We start from the raw sequence: 15,568 nt of genomic DNA, 5'->3' as shown, positions 1-15,568 counted from the left end.
CTAAGTTGTCGTGTGGAAACAACGAGCGCGGCGCCGGATGCGGGCTCAGCTTTCCGGAAATACGTGGGTGGCAAGGAAATCGATGAAGGCGCGCAGTTTCGGCGTCAGATGGCGGCTGCTGGGCCACAGGATGCGAAAGGCGCCGTCGTGCTGGCGGTGCGCGTCCAGCACCGGCTGCAAGCGGCCTGCGGCCAGCGCGGCGCGCACGGCAAAGTCGGGCAGGGCGGCGATGCCCAGGCCGCTTTCGGCAAAGTGCAGCAAGGTGTCGACATTGTTGCAGTGGAGCAGAGACGGCAAGCCGGCCGCATGCAGGGCAGGCCACTCGGGCAGGGGCCAGGCCTCGACCTTGCCGCTGCTGGGAAATTTGTACAGCAAACAAACGTGATGTACGAGGTCGGCGGGAAGCAGCGGCATGCCGTGCTGCGCCAGATAGGCGGGCGCGGCCACCAGCTGCAGCTGGAACTGGCCCAGCTGGCGGCTCATCAAACGGCTGTCGGCGCTCTCTCCCGCGCGCACGACGGCGTCGTAGCCTTCCTCGATCACGTCGACCCGGCGGTCGCTGAAGTCGAGATCGAGCTCCACCAGCGGATAGGCGCGCGCGAACGCGGCCAGCACGGGATTGAGCAGGCTGCCCACCTGCGGCAAGCTGACGCGCAGCCGGCCTTGCGGCGCGCTCTTGCTGTTCGATAACTCCAGTTCGGCCGCTTCGATCTCGCCGAGGATGCGCCGGCAGCGTTCCAGGAACACCGTGCCCTCGCTGGTGAGCGCGATGCTGCGCGTGCTGCGGTGAAACAGGCGCACGCCGAGGCGCTCTTCCAGCCGCGCGATGCTCTTGCCCACGGCCGAGGCGGAAATACCGAGCACGCGGCCCGCCGCGACAAAACTGCGCGTTTCGGCCGCCTGTACGAAGGCCGTGAATCCCGCCAGGTTATCCATTTTTTACCTTTGATTGCGGATGCCAACGTCCGCACAGACAGAAACTATAGCCTGTTTTTCTTTGATCGCGCCTGCCTTACCTTGGCAGCCTGATCATTTGAAAGGCTACGCCATGATGTACAACTTCTCTCCCGCGGCCCTGTCCGCCCGTATCGATCCCTTGCTGGACGCAGTCTTGCAGCAGCAGCGCCTGGTGGGCGCCGTCGTGCTGGTGCGCCAGCGCGGCAAGGACGTGTACCGCCGCGCGGCCGGCCACCTGGACCGCGAGGCGGGTACGCCCATGGTTGAGGACGCCCTGTTCCGCCTGGCGTCCGTCAGCAAACCCATCGTCTCGACGGCCGCGCTGGCGCTGGTGGGGCAGGGCCGGCTGGGCCTGGACGACTTGGTGACACGCTGGCTGCCGTATTTTGCGCCGCGCCAGCCGGACGGGATGGTGGCGCCCATCACCGTGCGGCATCTGCTCACGCACACGGCCGGCCTGGACTATGGCTTCTTCCAGCCGCCGGGCGGTGCGTATGCGCAGGCCGGGGTGTCCGACGGCATGGATGCGTCCCGCATTTCCCTGGAGGACAACCTGCGCCGCCTGGCCACCGTGCCGCTCGCATATGCACCGGGCGGGCGCTGGGCGTATTCGATTGCCACCGATGTGCTGGGCGCCGTCATCGAGCAGGCGGCCGGTATGCCGCTGGCGCACGCCGTGGAATATCTGGTGACGGTGCCGCTGGCCATGCGCGACACGGGTTTTGTGGCTGCCGACCCGGCGCGTCTGGCCGTCGCGTACGCGGACCGGGCAGCGGGAGAATCCCTGCCGCGCCGCTTGCGCGACGAGGGTGAAGACCATCTGCCGTTTCTCGATGGCATGGCAGGTTTTACCCTGTCACCGGCGCGCGCCCGCGACGCGCAGGCGTATCCATCGGGCGGCGCGGGCATGGTCGGCTCGGCGCCCGATTTCATGCGTTTGCTGGAAACCCTGCGCCTGGGTGGCGCGCCCTTGCTGCCAGCCGATCTGGCGCAGCAGATGGGCACCAGCCAGACTGAGGCGTTCGACTTGCCGTTCTGGCCGGGCCGCAGCTTTGGCCTCGGCTTTACCGTGTTGACGGACCCGCTTGCCGCTGCCACGCCGGAGTCCGTCGGCAGCTGGCGCATGGGCGGCACATATGGCCATTCGTGGTTTGTCGATCCGGCGCAAGAATTGTCCGTGGTGGCGTTTACGAATACGGCACTGGAAGGCATGGCGGGACCGTTCGTGGCGGAGCTGTGCCAGGCGGTGTATGGCGTGATGGAGGCGCCATGACACGGCCGCACCCGATCGTCTTCCTCGCGCTGGGCCTGTTCGGCGTGTACTGCATCGAGTTTGGCGTCGTCGGCATCTTGCCGATGATCATGCAGCGCTACGGCGTGACGGCCGCGCAGGCGGGTTCCTTGGTGAGCCTGTTCGCCCTCGTGATTGCCGTGGGCGGCCCCTTCCTCGTGCTGCTGGCCACGCGCTGGCGCCGCAAGCGCGTGCTGATCGTTTCCTTGCTCGTGTTCGCGTTGGCCAGCGTGGTGTCGGCGTATGCGCCCCGCTTCGAGCTGCTGCTGGCGCTGCGCATCGTGCCGGCCCTGTTTCATCCTGTGTATTTCTCGCTGGCCATGGTGGCGGCTGCAGCCCTGTACCCGCCGCAACAGGCGGCGCGGGCTGGCGCGCATGCATTTACGGGCACCAGCATGGGCATGGTGCTGGGCATTCCGCTCACCACCTGGATCGCCGCCCAATATGGCTACGAGGCATCGTTCCTTGCCTGCGCCCTCGTCAATGCCTTGGCGGCGCTGGGGCTATATCTGTTCTTGCCGGACACGCCGCAGGAAGCGCCAATGGCATATGGCCGCCAGCTGGCCGTGCTGGGTAAACCCGCCCTGTGGCTGACCATTGCCGCCGCCGTGCTCGTGTTTGCCGCCATGTTTGCCGTGTATGCGTATGCGGCCGCGTATCTGCAGCAGGAAGCGGGCTTGTCGGCGCGACAGACGGGGCTGGCGCTGGTGGTATTTGGCGTGGGCGGCGTGGCGGGCAATCTGTTCGCGGGGCGGCAGCTGGGCACGCACGTGCTGCGCACGGTGCTGCTGCAGCCCGTGCTGCTGGGGCTGGCGTACTGGCTGCTGTACCGCTATGCGGGCAATGGTATCGGCTGGGCGCCCATGGCGGTGCTGTTGCTGTTCTGGGGTGCGGCGCATACGAGCGGGCTGATCGTCACGCAAGTGTGGCTCAGCAGCGAAGCGCGCGAGGCGCCCGCGTTCGCCATCGGCGTGTATATCGCCGCCATCAACCTGGGCGTGACGGTGGGCGCGCTGGCGGGCGGCATCGCCATCGAGTCCTACGGCATGCAGGGGGCGCTGGGCTGCGGCGCGCTACTCGGTGCCTTGGCGCTGGCGGCGATTAGCGTGAAAGCGTGGCTGTACCGCGCGCCGTCAGTCGGCAAGATGGTTGGGGATGCGAAACAGTAAATCCGTGTCGCCAATGTCCACGCCCGCTTGCGACAGCAGGGTGCTGGCCTGGCCCCGGTGATGGGTCTGATGGTTGAAGAAATGCATGAGCAGGCTGAAAAATTCGCGCCGGTTCGGCCCCTTGCTGTTGCGGTAGTCGAGCAGGTGGTCGAGGTCCGCTTCCGTGATGGAGGCGGCCCAGTCGATGATGACCTGGTCCAGCCATTGCCGGTGCGCGTGCATGGCGGCAAAATCCTCGGCCGCGAACAGCGGGTGCGTGAGCGACGCGGGCGGCGTGATGGCGCGGATGGGGTCGAGCAGGGGGAAGCCGGCCGGGTGCTTCGCATAGCGCTGCAGCCACAGGGTGTCGCCCACCATCACGTGATTCAGGGTGGCCAGCAGGGAGCCAAAAAAGGCGCCCCGCTCGCGCTGCAGTTCTTCCGCCGGCAGGCTGGCCGCCGCCGCATAGACCTTGGCATTCATCCACTGGTTGTAATCGGCCATCAGGCAAATGTGGGCGCAACGGCTCATGCTGGACTCCTTCAGTGGATGAATGCTGATGTTAAACGGATTTCAGGAACGCGCGTATGCCGGCCAGCAGCATTTCAATGGCCATCGCCGTCAGGATCAAGCCCATCAGGCGTTCGAACGCCGTCATGACCCTTGGACCGAGCGCCCGCTGCAAGCGTTCGGCGCACAGGAAGACGGCCAGCCAGACGACGGCCACGGCCGTCAGCCCCGCCACGTGGGCGATCACTTCATTCATTTCATGCGAGGAAAACAGCAGCACGGTCGCCAGCGCGGACGGACCGGCCAGCGCGGGGATGGCCAGCGGCACGATGAACGGTTCGCCGCCCATCTCGTGGTCGCTATTGCCCGCGTTTGGCTGCGGAAACACCATGCGCATGGCGATCAGGAACAAAATCACGCCGCCGCCGATGCGCAGCGCCACTTCCGACAATTGCAAGGCGTTCAGGAAATGGCGGCCGAAGAACATAAACAGCAGCAAGATGCCGAAGGCGATCATGCACTCGCGCACCACGACTTTCCAGCGCCGCTCAATGGGCACCCGTTTCAGGGCATTGACGAACAGGGAAACGTTGCCGAACGGGTCAGTGACGAGCAAGAGCAGGATAAATGTCTGGAAGAAATTCTGTGTCATGGTGGCGTGGAGATGAGGTCAACACCGTTGCCAGGATGGGCGCGGTGCGATAAGGCTTGCGATGATAACAAGCCTGCTCCCAATCGCCCATGATTATTGATGCATAGCAGCATTTTTTTTACGCCGCGATGACTTTAGCCTGGTAAAACGCGGTCGGCGTGGTGCCGAAATGTTTTTTAAACATGGCCGTGAACGCGCTTTGGCTCGTGTAGCCGTTGTCCATGGCCACGTCGATGACCTTGACGCCTTGCGCCAATTGCTCGAGCGCCCGCAGCAATCGCGCCTGCTGGCGCCACTGGCCAAAGCGCATGCCCGTCTGTTTCTGAAATAAACGGTGCAAGCTGCGCTCGGTGATCGCCAGTTCCTGTGCCCAGTGCGCCACCGTCTGCTGTTCGCCCGGTTGCTCCATCAGCCGCGCGCAAATGCCGCGCAGGCGTGCGTCCATGGGCAGGGGCAGATACAGGGGCAGCACGGGCAGGCTGTCGAGCTCGTGCAACAACAATTGCAGCAGATGCCAGTCGCGGCTGCCTTCCGTGAAATCGGGCGCGATGTCGACGGCCGCCACGATCAATTGCCGCAGCAAAGGACTGATGTCGAGCACGCAGCTGTGGGCCGGCAGCAATGGCGAATTGGCGCAGTTGACGAACACCGTGCGCATCTTGACGGCGCCGCTCATGCGCACCTTGTGCGCGATGCCGGGCTGCAGCCACACGCCGCGCGTGGGCGGCACCACCCAGCGCCCGCCCTGCGCCTCGATGGTCATCACGCCTTCGATGGCATACAGCAACTGTGCATGCGTGTGACGGTGCGCGGAAATCACGTGGCCGTGTGCATAGTCGACGGCCAGCGCCATGGCGCGCGCCGTGACGGGCAGCAATTCCTGAAAGGCCGGAGAGGAACAATCCATCAAATAAGGTCAGTTTTGCGATAGGTTCGGACATCTTAGCGCGAGAAGGCGCAGCGCGCCTGCGGCATGATGGTTTCCCGTAACTATTCCCGGAGTTTCGCATGCCTGTGCGCGCCTATCTGTATCCGTTTCTGGCCATGTTGCTGTGGGCCGGCAACGTCGTCGTGTCCAAGCTGGCCGCGTCCAGCATCGCTCCCACGGCCATCACTTTTTACCGCCTGGTGCTGGTTTTGCTCGTGATGACACCGTTTATCGCCCGGCCCCTGTGGCGCAACCGCGCCGCCATCCGCCGCCACTGGTGGCAGCTGGCCCTGTGCGGCCTGATGTCGATGGCCCTGTTCCAGAGTTTGTCCTACCGCGCTGCGGAAAGCACCACGGCGACGAATATGGCCATCGTCACGGCGCTGGCGCCCCTGATGACGGCCCTGCTCAGCGTGCTGCTGCTGGGCGAGCGCCTGACGGTCGGCATGGCGGCCGGCGGCGTGCTGTCGTTTGGCGGCTTGCTGTACCTGGTGGGGCGCGGCGACGTGCTGGCCTTGCTGCAGCAAGGCGTGCATGCGGGCGATGCGCTGATGCTGCTGGCGTCCCTGAGCTTCGCCCTGTACGGCGTGCTGCTGCGCCGCTGGCGTCTGTCCGTTCCCGCCTGGCAAGCCATTTATTGCCAGGCGCTGGCGGCCCTGGCGTGCATGCTGCCGTTCTTCCTGCTTTTGCCGCCCGGCAGCGCCAGGCTGGACGCCACCACCTTGCCACTGATCGGCTATGCGGGCATCGGCTCATCCATCGTGCTGTCCTACCTGTGGATCGAAGGCGTCAAACTGCTGGGGCCGAACCGCTGCAGCATCTACGTCAACCTGCTGCCCCTGCTGACGGCCTTGCTGGCCATCGTCTGGCTGCACGAAAGCATGCATGTGTACCACCTGGTCGGCGGCGGCATCTCGCTGCTGGGCGTGCTCTTGGCGCAGACGGTACAGCGGCCCCTGTTTGGCCGGCGTCCTCGCGTATCCGGTCTTGCCTGAACGGCCATGCATAATGTCGGTTTTCAGGCAGTGGAGTGGGCATGCGGCAAACATTTTGGATGAGAACGATGGCGGCGCTGCTGGCGCTGGGCACTCTGGCGCCAGCGCATGCGGCGCGGTTCTACGAGGGTAAACCGATGGCCACCGCCAGCGCTGTCGAGCGCGGCGCGAAAACCATGGACGAGGTACAGGTGCGCACGGCGCCGCAGATCGACGACAGCATAGCCTACGCACCCACGGGTGTGGCCGAGTTCGACGCCATCGAGCATGGCCATGGCAAGCTGGTCGGCTATTTCAATATCGATGGCGATTTATTGCCCGGCAAGCCGGCCGATGCGCCGGCGTTTGCCTATAAAAAAACCTTCGTGGAAAAGGATGGCCATTTCCTCACGGTCACGTATCTGCTTGGCAAGGGCCGGAAAGGGAACCGCGCACCCAGCTATCACATCAAGTGGATCACATGGGAAACGCAGCCGCAGCGCTTTGCCGCCAGCCAGGATGGGCTATTCATCGAGTACAACGTGAGTTGCTGCGTGGGCAGCGTGTATGCCCGTGGCCAGTATGCACAGGGCAAGCGCACGGGGCAGTGGCACTACGAGGAGCCGAACACCATCCGCTCGTTTGGCGCCTTTGTCGATGACAAGGCCGAAGGGCCGTGGACGTATGAAAGCGGCGATGAAACGACGACGGGCATGATGCAGCGTGGCCAGCGCACAGGCCGCTGGGAAGTGAGCCCGGGCGTGGACGAATGGCGCGAAGTGGACATGCACAGTTTCACCGGCTACGACACGTTTGTGAAAGACCGCTTGAACGGCCCCAGCGAACGGCGCATCGACGGCGTGGTGCAATGGCAGGGCAACTATGTCAACGGCAAGAAGCAGGGCCAGTGGGTGGAACCTGGCGGTGGCGGCATGTATGTCGATGACGTGAAACAGGGGCCGTAAAAGGCGACGCCGGACGGTGGCTGGCAAATGCTGACCATGCTCGATTGCAGAAACCGTCTATTAACATAACTGGCATTCCCACGCGACCGCGCACGATTGCGGAATGCCAGTTCTGCGCAAAAAACATCATCTACTTGTTACAAAGCGTGAAAATCCATGCTGGATGTTGCTACTAGTAATCTTTCCCTGTATCTTGCAGTCAGGAAATAAAAGTACAGGAAACCTCGACCTCGTTGCCCTGTCTTGCACTCCTGACGATATGCGCGGGCCGCCTTCCCCCCTGCCGCCGCACACGCCGTATCGATCTGTCCTGAACAATTCACGTGACCCGCCCATCAGGCGTTTGCTGCTATCCCGTTTGGCGGGCGCAGGCATGGTTGCGCCCCTACCAAGGAAAATTGCATGCTGTCGAACATAACAATAAAGATGCGCCTGATTGCCACCATGAGTGTGCTGGGCTTGCTGATCGCCGTGCTCGGCGTCATGAGTATCATCAGCCTGAAATCGGCCAACAACAGCCTCAACGAGGTCTACAGCAATCAGCTGGCATCGACGCAAGCGATCGGCGAATCGCAGATTCTGCTGGGCCGCGCCCGGTTCACAATGGACCGCGTGATGGTGCATCCCGATGCGGCCGACGCCAAGGATATCCTGGCCCGTGCCGAACAATTCATGGAAGCGTCGAACAAGTCCTGGAAGGTGTATTTGGCCTTGCCGCAAAGCGCGGATGAAAAGCGCCTGTCCGACGACATGGACAAGAAGCGCAGCGATTACATGAGCAACGGCTTGCTGGTCATGAGCAAGGCTTTGCGTGAAGGCAACGTCGCACAAGCGGACGGTTTGATGATGACGGGACTGACGCCGCTGTACCGCACCCTGGACCAGGCCGCTGAAACATTGACGCAGTACCAGGCCACTTCGGCTGCCCGGATGTATGCGGAAAGCCAGTCCAGCTATCGCACCCAGTTGGCCATGGCCATCGGCGGCGTGCTGGTGGGCGCCTTGCTGACGATTATTTCCAGCATCTTGCTGCTGCGCGCCATCTTCGGCCCGCTGGACCAAGCCCTGCGCCATTTCGGCGCCATTTCCGACGGCAATCTGGCCAACGATATCGTCATCACGCGCAACGACGAGATGGGCGCCTTGCTGACGGGCTTGCAGAAGATGCAGGAACGCCTGTCGACCACTGTGCGCGGCGTGCGCGACGGCAGCGGCGCCATCGCCACGGCCAGCAATGAAATCGCTTCGGGCAACCTGGACCTGTCCAGCCGCACGGAGCAGCAAGCGTCGAGCCTGGAAGAAACGGCCTCGTCGCTGGAAGAGCTGACCTCGACCGTCAAGCAGAATTCCGACAATGCGCGCCAGGCGAACCAGCTGGCCGTGTCGGCCTCGGACGTGGCGGTAAAAGGTGGCGCATTGGTGGCGCAAGTGGTCGATACCATGGGCACCATCAGCGAATCGTCGAAAAAGATCGCCGACATTATCGGCGTGATCGACGGCATCGCCTTCCAGACGAACATCCTGGCCTTGAATGCAGCCGTGGAAGCGGCGCGTGCCGGCGAACAAGGCCGCGGCTTTGCCGTCGTCGCCACCGAAGTGCGCAACCTGGCGCACCGCTCGGCCAGCGCCGCCAAGGACATCAAGCTGCTGATCGAAGCGTCGGTGCAGAACGTGGGCGCCGGTAGCGAACTGGTCAGCCAGACGGGCACGACGATGGACGAGATCGTGGCCAGCATCCGCCGCGTGACGGACATCATGGGCGAAATCAGCGCCGCCGGCCGCGAACAGGAACTGGGCATCGGCCAGATCAACCAGGCCGTGGCAGAAATGGATACCGTGACGCAACAGAATGCGGCCCTGGTGGAAGAAGCGGCGGCTGCCTCGGAAGCCATGCAGGAACAGGCGGCGGCGCTGGCCGAAATGGTCAGCATCTTCAAGCTCGATGCCAACCATAGCGGTCCTGCCGCCAAGCCTGCCTTGCGCAAGCCTGTCGTGGCCGCCGCCAGCACGGCCTTGAAACGCCCGGCGCTGCGCCTGGCGCCAACCCGCGCCGCGGCAGCACCTGTCGCTGCCGCAAAACCGCGTTCCGCCAAGCCTGCCGCCGACAATAGCGGCGAGTGGGAAGAGTTCTAACAACACCTAAAAACCTACTGCGCGTCGCAATTTGCGGCCTGCGATGCTCACTGTGCTCTAGCACAGTTGCGCGTCTCGGCCACAACTTGCTGCCGCTCGCTACGGTTTTTTAGGCGTTGTTGATTCTAGATTATTGTTGTTCCAGGGCTACCTTGCTGCCCTGTTCCTGCAGCATCGCCGCCTCGGCCAGGGCCTGGGCGCGCGCTTCCTCCGCGGCCTGTTCCGCTTTCTCCAGCGCATCATGGCGCGCCTGCAAGGCTGCACGCGCGCGCACGAAGACGATCTTGATGGCCGCCATCACGGGCACGGACAGGAAGATGCCGACCACGCCACCCAATTGGTCGCCGGCCAGCAGGCCGACGATCACCATCAGCGGACTCACTTCCACGCCTTCGCTCATCAAGTACGGGTTGACCACGTAATCCTGGAACAAACGGTAGGCGGCGATAAAGCCGATCAGCCAGAACACGTGCTCGAAGCCGCTGAAACCGGCCACGACCACGGCGATGACGGCGGCTGCCAGCGGGCCCGCAAACGGGATGAATTCCAGCAAGGCGGCCGCGCCGGCCAGCAGCAGGCTGTACGGCACGCCCATCAGGGAAAAAGCAATGCTGTACGACACAAACGTGGCGATCGACAACAGCAGCAGGGCGCGCACATAGCGCGACAGCAAGATGTCGAGGTCATCGATGATGGCGCCCCAGAGCTTCTTGTTCGGGCGGTTCAGCAGGGACAGCAAGCCGTCGCGCATGTCCGGCCCTTCCTTGATCAGCAAAAAGCTCAGCACGGGCACCAGCACCAGATAGATCAGGTTGCTGGCCGCATGCATGACGGTCAAGCCCAGCTCTTTCGCCAGCGGCATCGCTTGTCCCGTACCGCTGCTCAGCTGCGTCTGCATGAACGACAGCAGGCGCGCGCGCAACGGTTCCATGAATTCCGGCAACGGGATGCGTTCGGCAAAGTTGTTGCCCTTGAGCAGGGTCGGCAACTGATCGCTGAGCTTGATCGCTTCTTCCTCGATGCGCGCGCCGAAGATGGAGCCCAGCACCGCCACCAGCAAGATCACCACGAGGAAGACGATGCCGATGGCGGCCGTGCGCGGCAAGCGTTTCGGCCCATGGCGTTCCAGCAGTCCGATCAGCGGATACACAAGGTAGCTGAAGAAAATGGCAAAGACCACGACGATCAGGGTCGACGAGACCTTGTAGGTGAGGAACAGCAGGAAGGCGATGAGGAAAGCCGTCCACACCATCTTGGCAACGCGCAAGTTAAAACCGAACATATGAATTCCTTAGGGGCAGGATGCGACGCAAGCGTGACTGGCTTGAAGGGCAGGGTGGGCAAGGCAGGGACAGGGCCGCGCCGCACGGCCGGAAATCATACCGCAAAATGCCAAAATGCCATGCTCTTGTGCGTAATGGCAATGCTTTCCCTATGCGCCTACCTTATTTTTCCCGCCAGCTGGCCACGGTGATGAGGACGCCATCGTCCTTGTTTGGTTCGCGCAAGGTCACCGTATAGCGGCCGCTCGCATCGCTGCCCGTAAACACCACCTTGTCGTCATGGCCTTTCACTTGCGCGCCCTTGGCCAGCTTGGCGTAGGTGTTGAGTACCCAATGGAAATCGGCATAGCTGCGCAAGGTGATGTCGGCATCGGGCATGGGCTCGTCACCGGCCTCGGCCGCTTCCGTGGGCGTGCGCATGGGCAAACCGGCCAGGCCCACCGGTGTGACGATCTTGCCGCCGCTGGAGCTACCGGTCAATTCCGCATTCTGCAGCAGCAGGTGCAGCAGGCTGACGGGAAAGCCGGGCGGCACGTCGCGCTGTTCCCAGCCGGGCTGGCCGGGGCGGGTCGTGATGTATTCCACGGCAGCAATGCTTTGTCGCTGTGCCGGTGCAGCCTGTGCCAGCGTGGTCGGCAACTGCCGTGCCCAGACCAGCAGCGGTGCGGCCATCTCATCCTCCGCGCCCGGTGGTAGGAACACCGTCAGCACGGCGTGCGTGGATGGCAGGCAGGCGGGGGCCGCGCCGCCGATGGCGGCCTGGCAATGGCCGTTGACCAGGCCCAGCGCCAACAGTTTGCGTTTCGGATCGAACAGCATGGCGGCGCGCCGTGCACCGTGTGTGCTGGCATCGATGGAGGCCAGCACCGAGCGCCCATCGGGCAGCATGGTGCGCGTGATGTCGTCGAGTGAATACATGCTGTCGAGCACCTGGCGCGCGATCAGGGTGTTGCCCTGCGTATAGCTGCCGCGCGCATAGCCGAGCAGCTTGAAGACGTCGGCGCGGATCTCCGGATGCGCACTCAGGCGCAGCGGCGGCGATGGCACGGGCACGGTGGCGGCCACGAAGGCGGCATCTTCGGCAGAAATAGTTTCTGCCATGGTGGAAAGCGGCAGGCACAGCGCGGCGCACAGCGACAGCATGCGTAGAGTGATTCTTCCTGGGGTGTTCAATGGCCATCCTTGTCGAGACGCCATGCCGGACCGGTTGCCGGCATGCGCGGGCCGCGATCTTAGCATTTCAGGAATAAATCCCTTTCTGCCAAGCTTGGCTATTGAATCACTGTCCCGCTTGCCATGGCCCAGATCTCGTGTGTCGGCGCGGCCAGGAAATTGCGCATGGGAGAGAAGGGCTGCTTCTATACCAGTTCGTTGTACCGAGAAGACCACGCCAAGGTGAGCCGTTTGATTCGCCCCATGCTGGCATTCTTCGAGAGCAAGGACATTCCCTTGACCATCCTCAAGATCGGCGCCCAGGACAGCTGGTACGAGGTGGGCCCCGCGCAGCGCGATCCCTGGAAGATTTCCCCGCAAGCTTTGCTGGCGCTGCTCGACGCGACTTCGGACGGCGGTGTTCAGGCAGCGTTGAGCACGTAGCGGTTCTTGCCGCTTTTCTTGGCCTGGTACAAGGATTCATCGGCGCGCCGGTAGCTGTGCGACAAGTCAGCTTCCTTGAGCAGCTCTGCGACGCCGATGCTGACGGACACCTTGCGTTCCGGCACGAAGGCCGCCTCGACGCTGTCGACCAGCTGCGCGGCAAAGGCGCAGGCCGCGTTTTTTTCGCCCAGGTAAATGACGGCAAACTCCTCGCCACCGAGGCGCCCGCACAGGTGCTCGCCAGACAGTTTGGCGATCACGTCGGCGATTTTTTTCAGTACTTCATCGCCCACGTCATGGCCGTACACATCGTTGATCTGCTTGAAGTCGTCGATGTCGATCATCAGGAAATAGGCGGGCGTGCGCGCCGTGCGCTGCAGGGTGCGGGCGCCCTGCGTGAACATGCGGCGATTGTTGAGCCCGGTCAAGCCATCTTTGTAAGCCATCGTCGCCAGCTCGCGCTGGGCACGGTAGTTATGGATGCGCAGGACGAGAAAATAGATATTCAGCGCCAGGCCGATGATGACGCTGATGGTGACGGCCAGCACGGGCCAATGCTGGTCAGCCTGGCCCGCATGCACGGGAAATTGCCCCAGTCCCAGCATGGCCCACACGCACAGGGATACACCGAGGTAATACGCGATGCCGCTGAAGATGGGCGCCGTCGTCAGGGTGATCATCACCCCCAGCGGTAACACCCAGAAAGCAGGGTCTTCCGTGCTCAGCATCAGCACGCGAAAGCCGAACGCGATGAACAGCACACTGATGGTGCCGCTGGCGATAATTGCCTGCAAGGACTTCGCATACACGGTCAGCAGCAGCCCGCCCAGCATGCCCGTCACACCCAGCGCCGCCTGCGCATGATCGAACGAAGCGCGCGGCAAGGTCAGGCTGAACGTGACCAGCCAGCAAGCCAGGCCAAACGTCAGGATGGCTATCGAAATGAAATGCAGTTCCTTGAAAAAGCGCTGCTGCTGCTCCCGTTCTCCTGAAAAGAACAGGTAATAGAAGGCAGGAGACAGGCTGCGCGAAGTGAACATTCCATTCGTCCAGGCAGACAACACGCCTTGCGGCAGGGACGCCTCCCGGCAACAGCAGGCGGCATGGCGCGCGTACAAAATTAGTTGCGCTCAGGAACTAGTGTACTGGTTTCTTGGGGGCAGTGGTGCTGACTGTACTGTCCGATATGAATATTTTGTTGTTCGGCAACAAGGTTAAAATCTGCTGGTGATACATTCAGAGCTTTTGTTAGGTGCTTTTAGTTAAAATAAATCTTGGGGTATCAATGACATTATAAAACTAGAAGGCTGTACTTCGGAAGCATGGCGTATACGTAGTACCGCCATGCTTTATTGCTTCGGAGCTACTTTAGCTCGAAATACAGACTGCCAGAATCATGCCATCAGATGCTTTCCCGATTCTTGAACATGCCACAATCAGCTGGATAACTCATCAAGTTCACTGGTGATCATCATCGGCTTCCTGCCGAGTAACCTGTTCCCATATATCCTGTTGCACAGGGGGAGATCCGCCGGCATCGGCGCCTCTCAACAGAGCATAAACGATATCTCCAATTTTTTTCGCGAGAAGGGGAGGAACAGCATTTCCCACCTGATGGAACTGTTCGGTCCTGTTCCCCTGAAAAAAATAGTTGTCCGGGAAGGTTTGCAGTCTTGCCGCTTCCCGCACCGTCAGACTGCGGCACTGCGTTGGATCGTAATGGATGAAATAGTGACCGTCCTTGGAAATGTGACTGGTAACCGTCGTGGCTGGCCGCCCGCGCAACTGGACACGGAAGCGATCAGAGAATTTCCCCGTTTCCCAATTGTCATGATTGGGTCTCAATCCCTGCAGTGAGAATTCGCCATGTCCTTTTGGTGACCAGCCAAACGCCTCGGCAAACGCCGCCGCGTACGCATAGCGCCGTAGATCGGTGCGCATATGTCCTCGCGCGTCATGGTTCAGCCAGACCGTAAGCTTTGGATCGTGATACCAGCCATTGAGTAATCTTGGACTCTCCATATCCTGCTTCAGGAGATTAAGCTGCTTGTTGCCTGTGCCGAGTCCTCGTTTGATCGAAACAGATGCCTCCTTAAGCACCTCTTGCAGTCCAGCATCGCCATGGCCGTCCCTCACCTCACGTGCCATCTCGCTGAAATGATTCGCCACCACGTCGCCCCAGCCTTCATCCGAATCGGGCTCTTTGCTGAGGCGGCTGCGTAGATTTGGAAGAGAACCAATGACTTGCTCGACTGTAACCTCACGTGCTTTCTCGATCTGCCCGGGAGTACCCAAGCCGATGCCTTCGCGCACGCCGATAAGAATCACACGGTGCCGTGCCTGTGGTATTCCATGCTGTTCTGCCTTGATGACGAAATCGTGTACATCGATATTGCGTGGGGAGTCTTTCGCGGAGTAGTTGGTTGCACACGTAAGCGAATGGATGCGATACCCACTTCCGGAAGCCGGCATTTCCATTGCCTTGTCAGGATTCGAAAGATCTTCAAGGATCGTCTCGAAGATCTTTTTCCCACCAACAGTTGCTGTGAGAATGCCCTTTACGTTCTCCATTACGAACACTGCGGGACGATATTTCTGAATAATCCGAAGATATTCCTTATAGAGGAAATGTCGATGATCCTCTTCAGGACGGTATTCGACATTGCTTCGGTTGCGAGCTCGCCCCACGATCGAGTACGCCTGACATGGAGGGCCACCGATCAGCACCCATGGCGTGTCTGGACCAAGCTCATGTGCAGAAATTCTCCGATCAAGCTGCTCGTTATCATGAGGCTTTCCCAGCTCCAGTTGTAGAGCTTCATCTCCTGCCTCCACCCATGCATCATGGTTGGTTTCGTCGTACGGACATTCCGATTCGCCGTTGCAAAAACGGTAATAAGATTTGATGGAATTCCCACCTCGACGTTTGAGTAGGCGATAGAAAGCCCTTAGACGAAGTGTACTGTGCGCAGAAGAACTCATTTCTGCCGATACAATTATTCTGAAAGGGTCACTTTCTACTGACGAAAATCCTTCACCAAGACCTCCAGGCCCAGCAAAGAGGTCAACGATAGGAATATTTCCCGTAAAACTGGATTTCTGTTTGATGAGCAACTTTGCCTTGGATAAAA

The 15,568-nt window shown here is 61.6% G+C and carries 14 protein-coding genes; 6 read left to right on the top strand and 8 right to left on the bottom strand.

The genetic code is table 11. The features are described 5' to 3' along the window. Positions 1-45: 45 nt before the first annotated feature. Complete coding sequence (locus SKZ59_RS27095) at positions 46-936, bottom strand: LysR family transcriptional regulator (protein WP_319993490.1); 891 nt, start codon at positions 934-936, stop codon at positions 46-48. 112 nt (positions 937-1,048) lie between these two features. On the opposite strand from SKZ59_RS27095, the gene SKZ59_RS27090 reads away from it, so the two are divergent. Continuing rightward, a complete protein-coding gene (locus SKZ59_RS27090) occupies positions 1,049-2,230 on the top strand; it encodes a serine hydrolase domain-containing protein (protein ID WP_319993489.1) in 1,182 nt (393 codons plus the stop codon). After that, a complete protein-coding gene (locus SKZ59_RS27085; RefSeq protein ID WP_319993488.1) occupies positions 2,227-3,417 on the top strand; it encodes an MFS transporter in 1,191 nt (396 codons plus the stop codon). The genes SKZ59_RS27090 and SKZ59_RS27085 overlap by 4 nt, the downstream gene beginning before the upstream one ends. Here the strand turns inward: SKZ59_RS27085 and SKZ59_RS27080 are convergent. From SKZ59_RS27080 to SKZ59_RS27070, 3 genes are all read right to left on the bottom strand, one after another. Then, the gene (locus tag SKZ59_RS27080) at positions 3,382-3,927 is read right to left on the bottom strand and encodes a DinB family protein (RefSeq protein WP_319993487.1); all 546 of its coding nucleotides are present in this window, start codon (positions 3,925-3,927) and stop codon (positions 3,382-3,384) included. The two genes, SKZ59_RS27085 and SKZ59_RS27080, sit on opposite strands and share 36 nt — an antisense overlap. Before the next feature lie 31 nt (positions 3,928-3,958). Further along, on the bottom strand, positions 3,959-4,558 hold the full coding sequence (locus tag SKZ59_RS27075) for a MarC family protein (RefSeq protein WP_034754361.1): 600 nt from the start codon (positions 4,556-4,558) through the stop codon (positions 3,959-3,961). A 118-nt stretch (positions 4,559-4,676) separates the two neighbouring features. Next, positions 4,677-5,465, bottom strand: a complete 789-nt coding sequence (locus SKZ59_RS27070; RefSeq protein WP_319993486.1) for a helix-turn-helix transcriptional regulator — start codon at positions 5,463-5,465, stop codon at positions 4,677-4,679. Positions 5,466-5,566: 101 nt separating this feature from the next. Here SKZ59_RS27070 and SKZ59_RS27065 point away from each other — a divergent pair, with 101 nt between their 5' ends. The 3 genes from SKZ59_RS27065 to SKZ59_RS27055 all read left to right on the top strand — a co-directional run bounded on the left by SKZ59_RS27065 (position 5,567) and on the right by SKZ59_RS27055 (position 9,558). Next, complete coding sequence (locus SKZ59_RS27065) at positions 5,567-6,481, top strand: DMT family transporter (protein WP_034754359.1); 915 nt, start codon at positions 5,567-5,569, stop codon at positions 6,479-6,481. A gap of 41 nt (positions 6,482-6,522) precedes the next feature. After that, positions 6,523-7,425, top strand: a complete 903-nt coding sequence (locus SKZ59_RS27060; RefSeq protein ID WP_319993485.1) for a hypothetical protein — start codon at positions 6,523-6,525, stop codon at positions 7,423-7,425. 402 nt (positions 7,426-7,827) lie between these two features. After that, on the top strand, positions 7,828-9,558 hold the full coding sequence (locus SKZ59_RS27055) for a methyl-accepting chemotaxis protein (RefSeq protein ID WP_319993484.1): 1,731 nt from the start codon (positions 7,828-7,830) through the stop codon (positions 9,556-9,558). Positions 9,559-9,688: 130 nt separating this feature from the next. Here the strand turns inward: SKZ59_RS27055 and SKZ59_RS27050 are convergent, their stop codons facing one another. Beyond that, positions 9,689-10,840, bottom strand: coding sequence for an AI-2E family transporter (locus tag SKZ59_RS27050; protein ID WP_319993483.1), 1,152 nt, complete (start codon positions 10,838-10,840; stop codon positions 9,689-9,691). Positions 10,841-11,003: 163 nt separating this feature from the next. Continuing rightward, the gene (locus tag SKZ59_RS27045) at positions 11,004-11,984 is read right to left on the bottom strand and encodes a hypothetical protein (protein ID WP_319993482.1); all 981 of its coding nucleotides are present in this window, start codon (positions 11,982-11,984) and stop codon (positions 11,004-11,006) included. Positions 11,985-12,179: 195 nt separating this feature from the next. Here SKZ59_RS27045 and SKZ59_RS27040 point away from each other — a divergent pair, with 195 nt between their 5' ends. Continuing rightward, positions 12,180-12,437: a hypothetical protein gene (locus SKZ59_RS27040; protein WP_319993481.1), complete on the top strand. Its 258-nt coding sequence runs from the start codon at positions 12,180-12,182 to the stop codon at positions 12,435-12,437. Here the strand turns inward: SKZ59_RS27040 and SKZ59_RS27035 are convergent. Both SKZ59_RS27035 and SKZ59_RS27030 read right to left on the bottom strand, forming a co-directional pair. Beyond that, a complete protein-coding gene (locus tag SKZ59_RS27035; protein ID WP_070302912.1) occupies positions 12,416-13,477 on the bottom strand; it encodes a GGDEF domain-containing protein in 1,062 nt (353 codons plus the stop codon). The genes SKZ59_RS27040 and SKZ59_RS27035 overlap by 22 nt on opposite strands. A 418-nt stretch (positions 13,478-13,895) precedes the next feature. After that, entirely contained in the window at positions 13,896-15,551 is a 1,656-nt protein-coding gene (locus tag SKZ59_RS27030; protein ID WP_319993480.1) for a DNA (cytosine-5-)-methyltransferase, read from the bottom strand. Positions 15,552-15,568 lie beyond the last annotated feature (17 nt).

The organism is Janthinobacterium sp. GMG2 (genome assembly GCF_033949445.1).
Lineage (GTDB): Bacteria > Pseudomonadota > Gammaproteobacteria > Burkholderiales > Burkholderiaceae_D > Janthinobacterium > Janthinobacterium aestuarii.
Note: the sequence above shows the minus strand (reverse complement) of the source record. Positions and strands in the feature narration are given on the sequence as shown.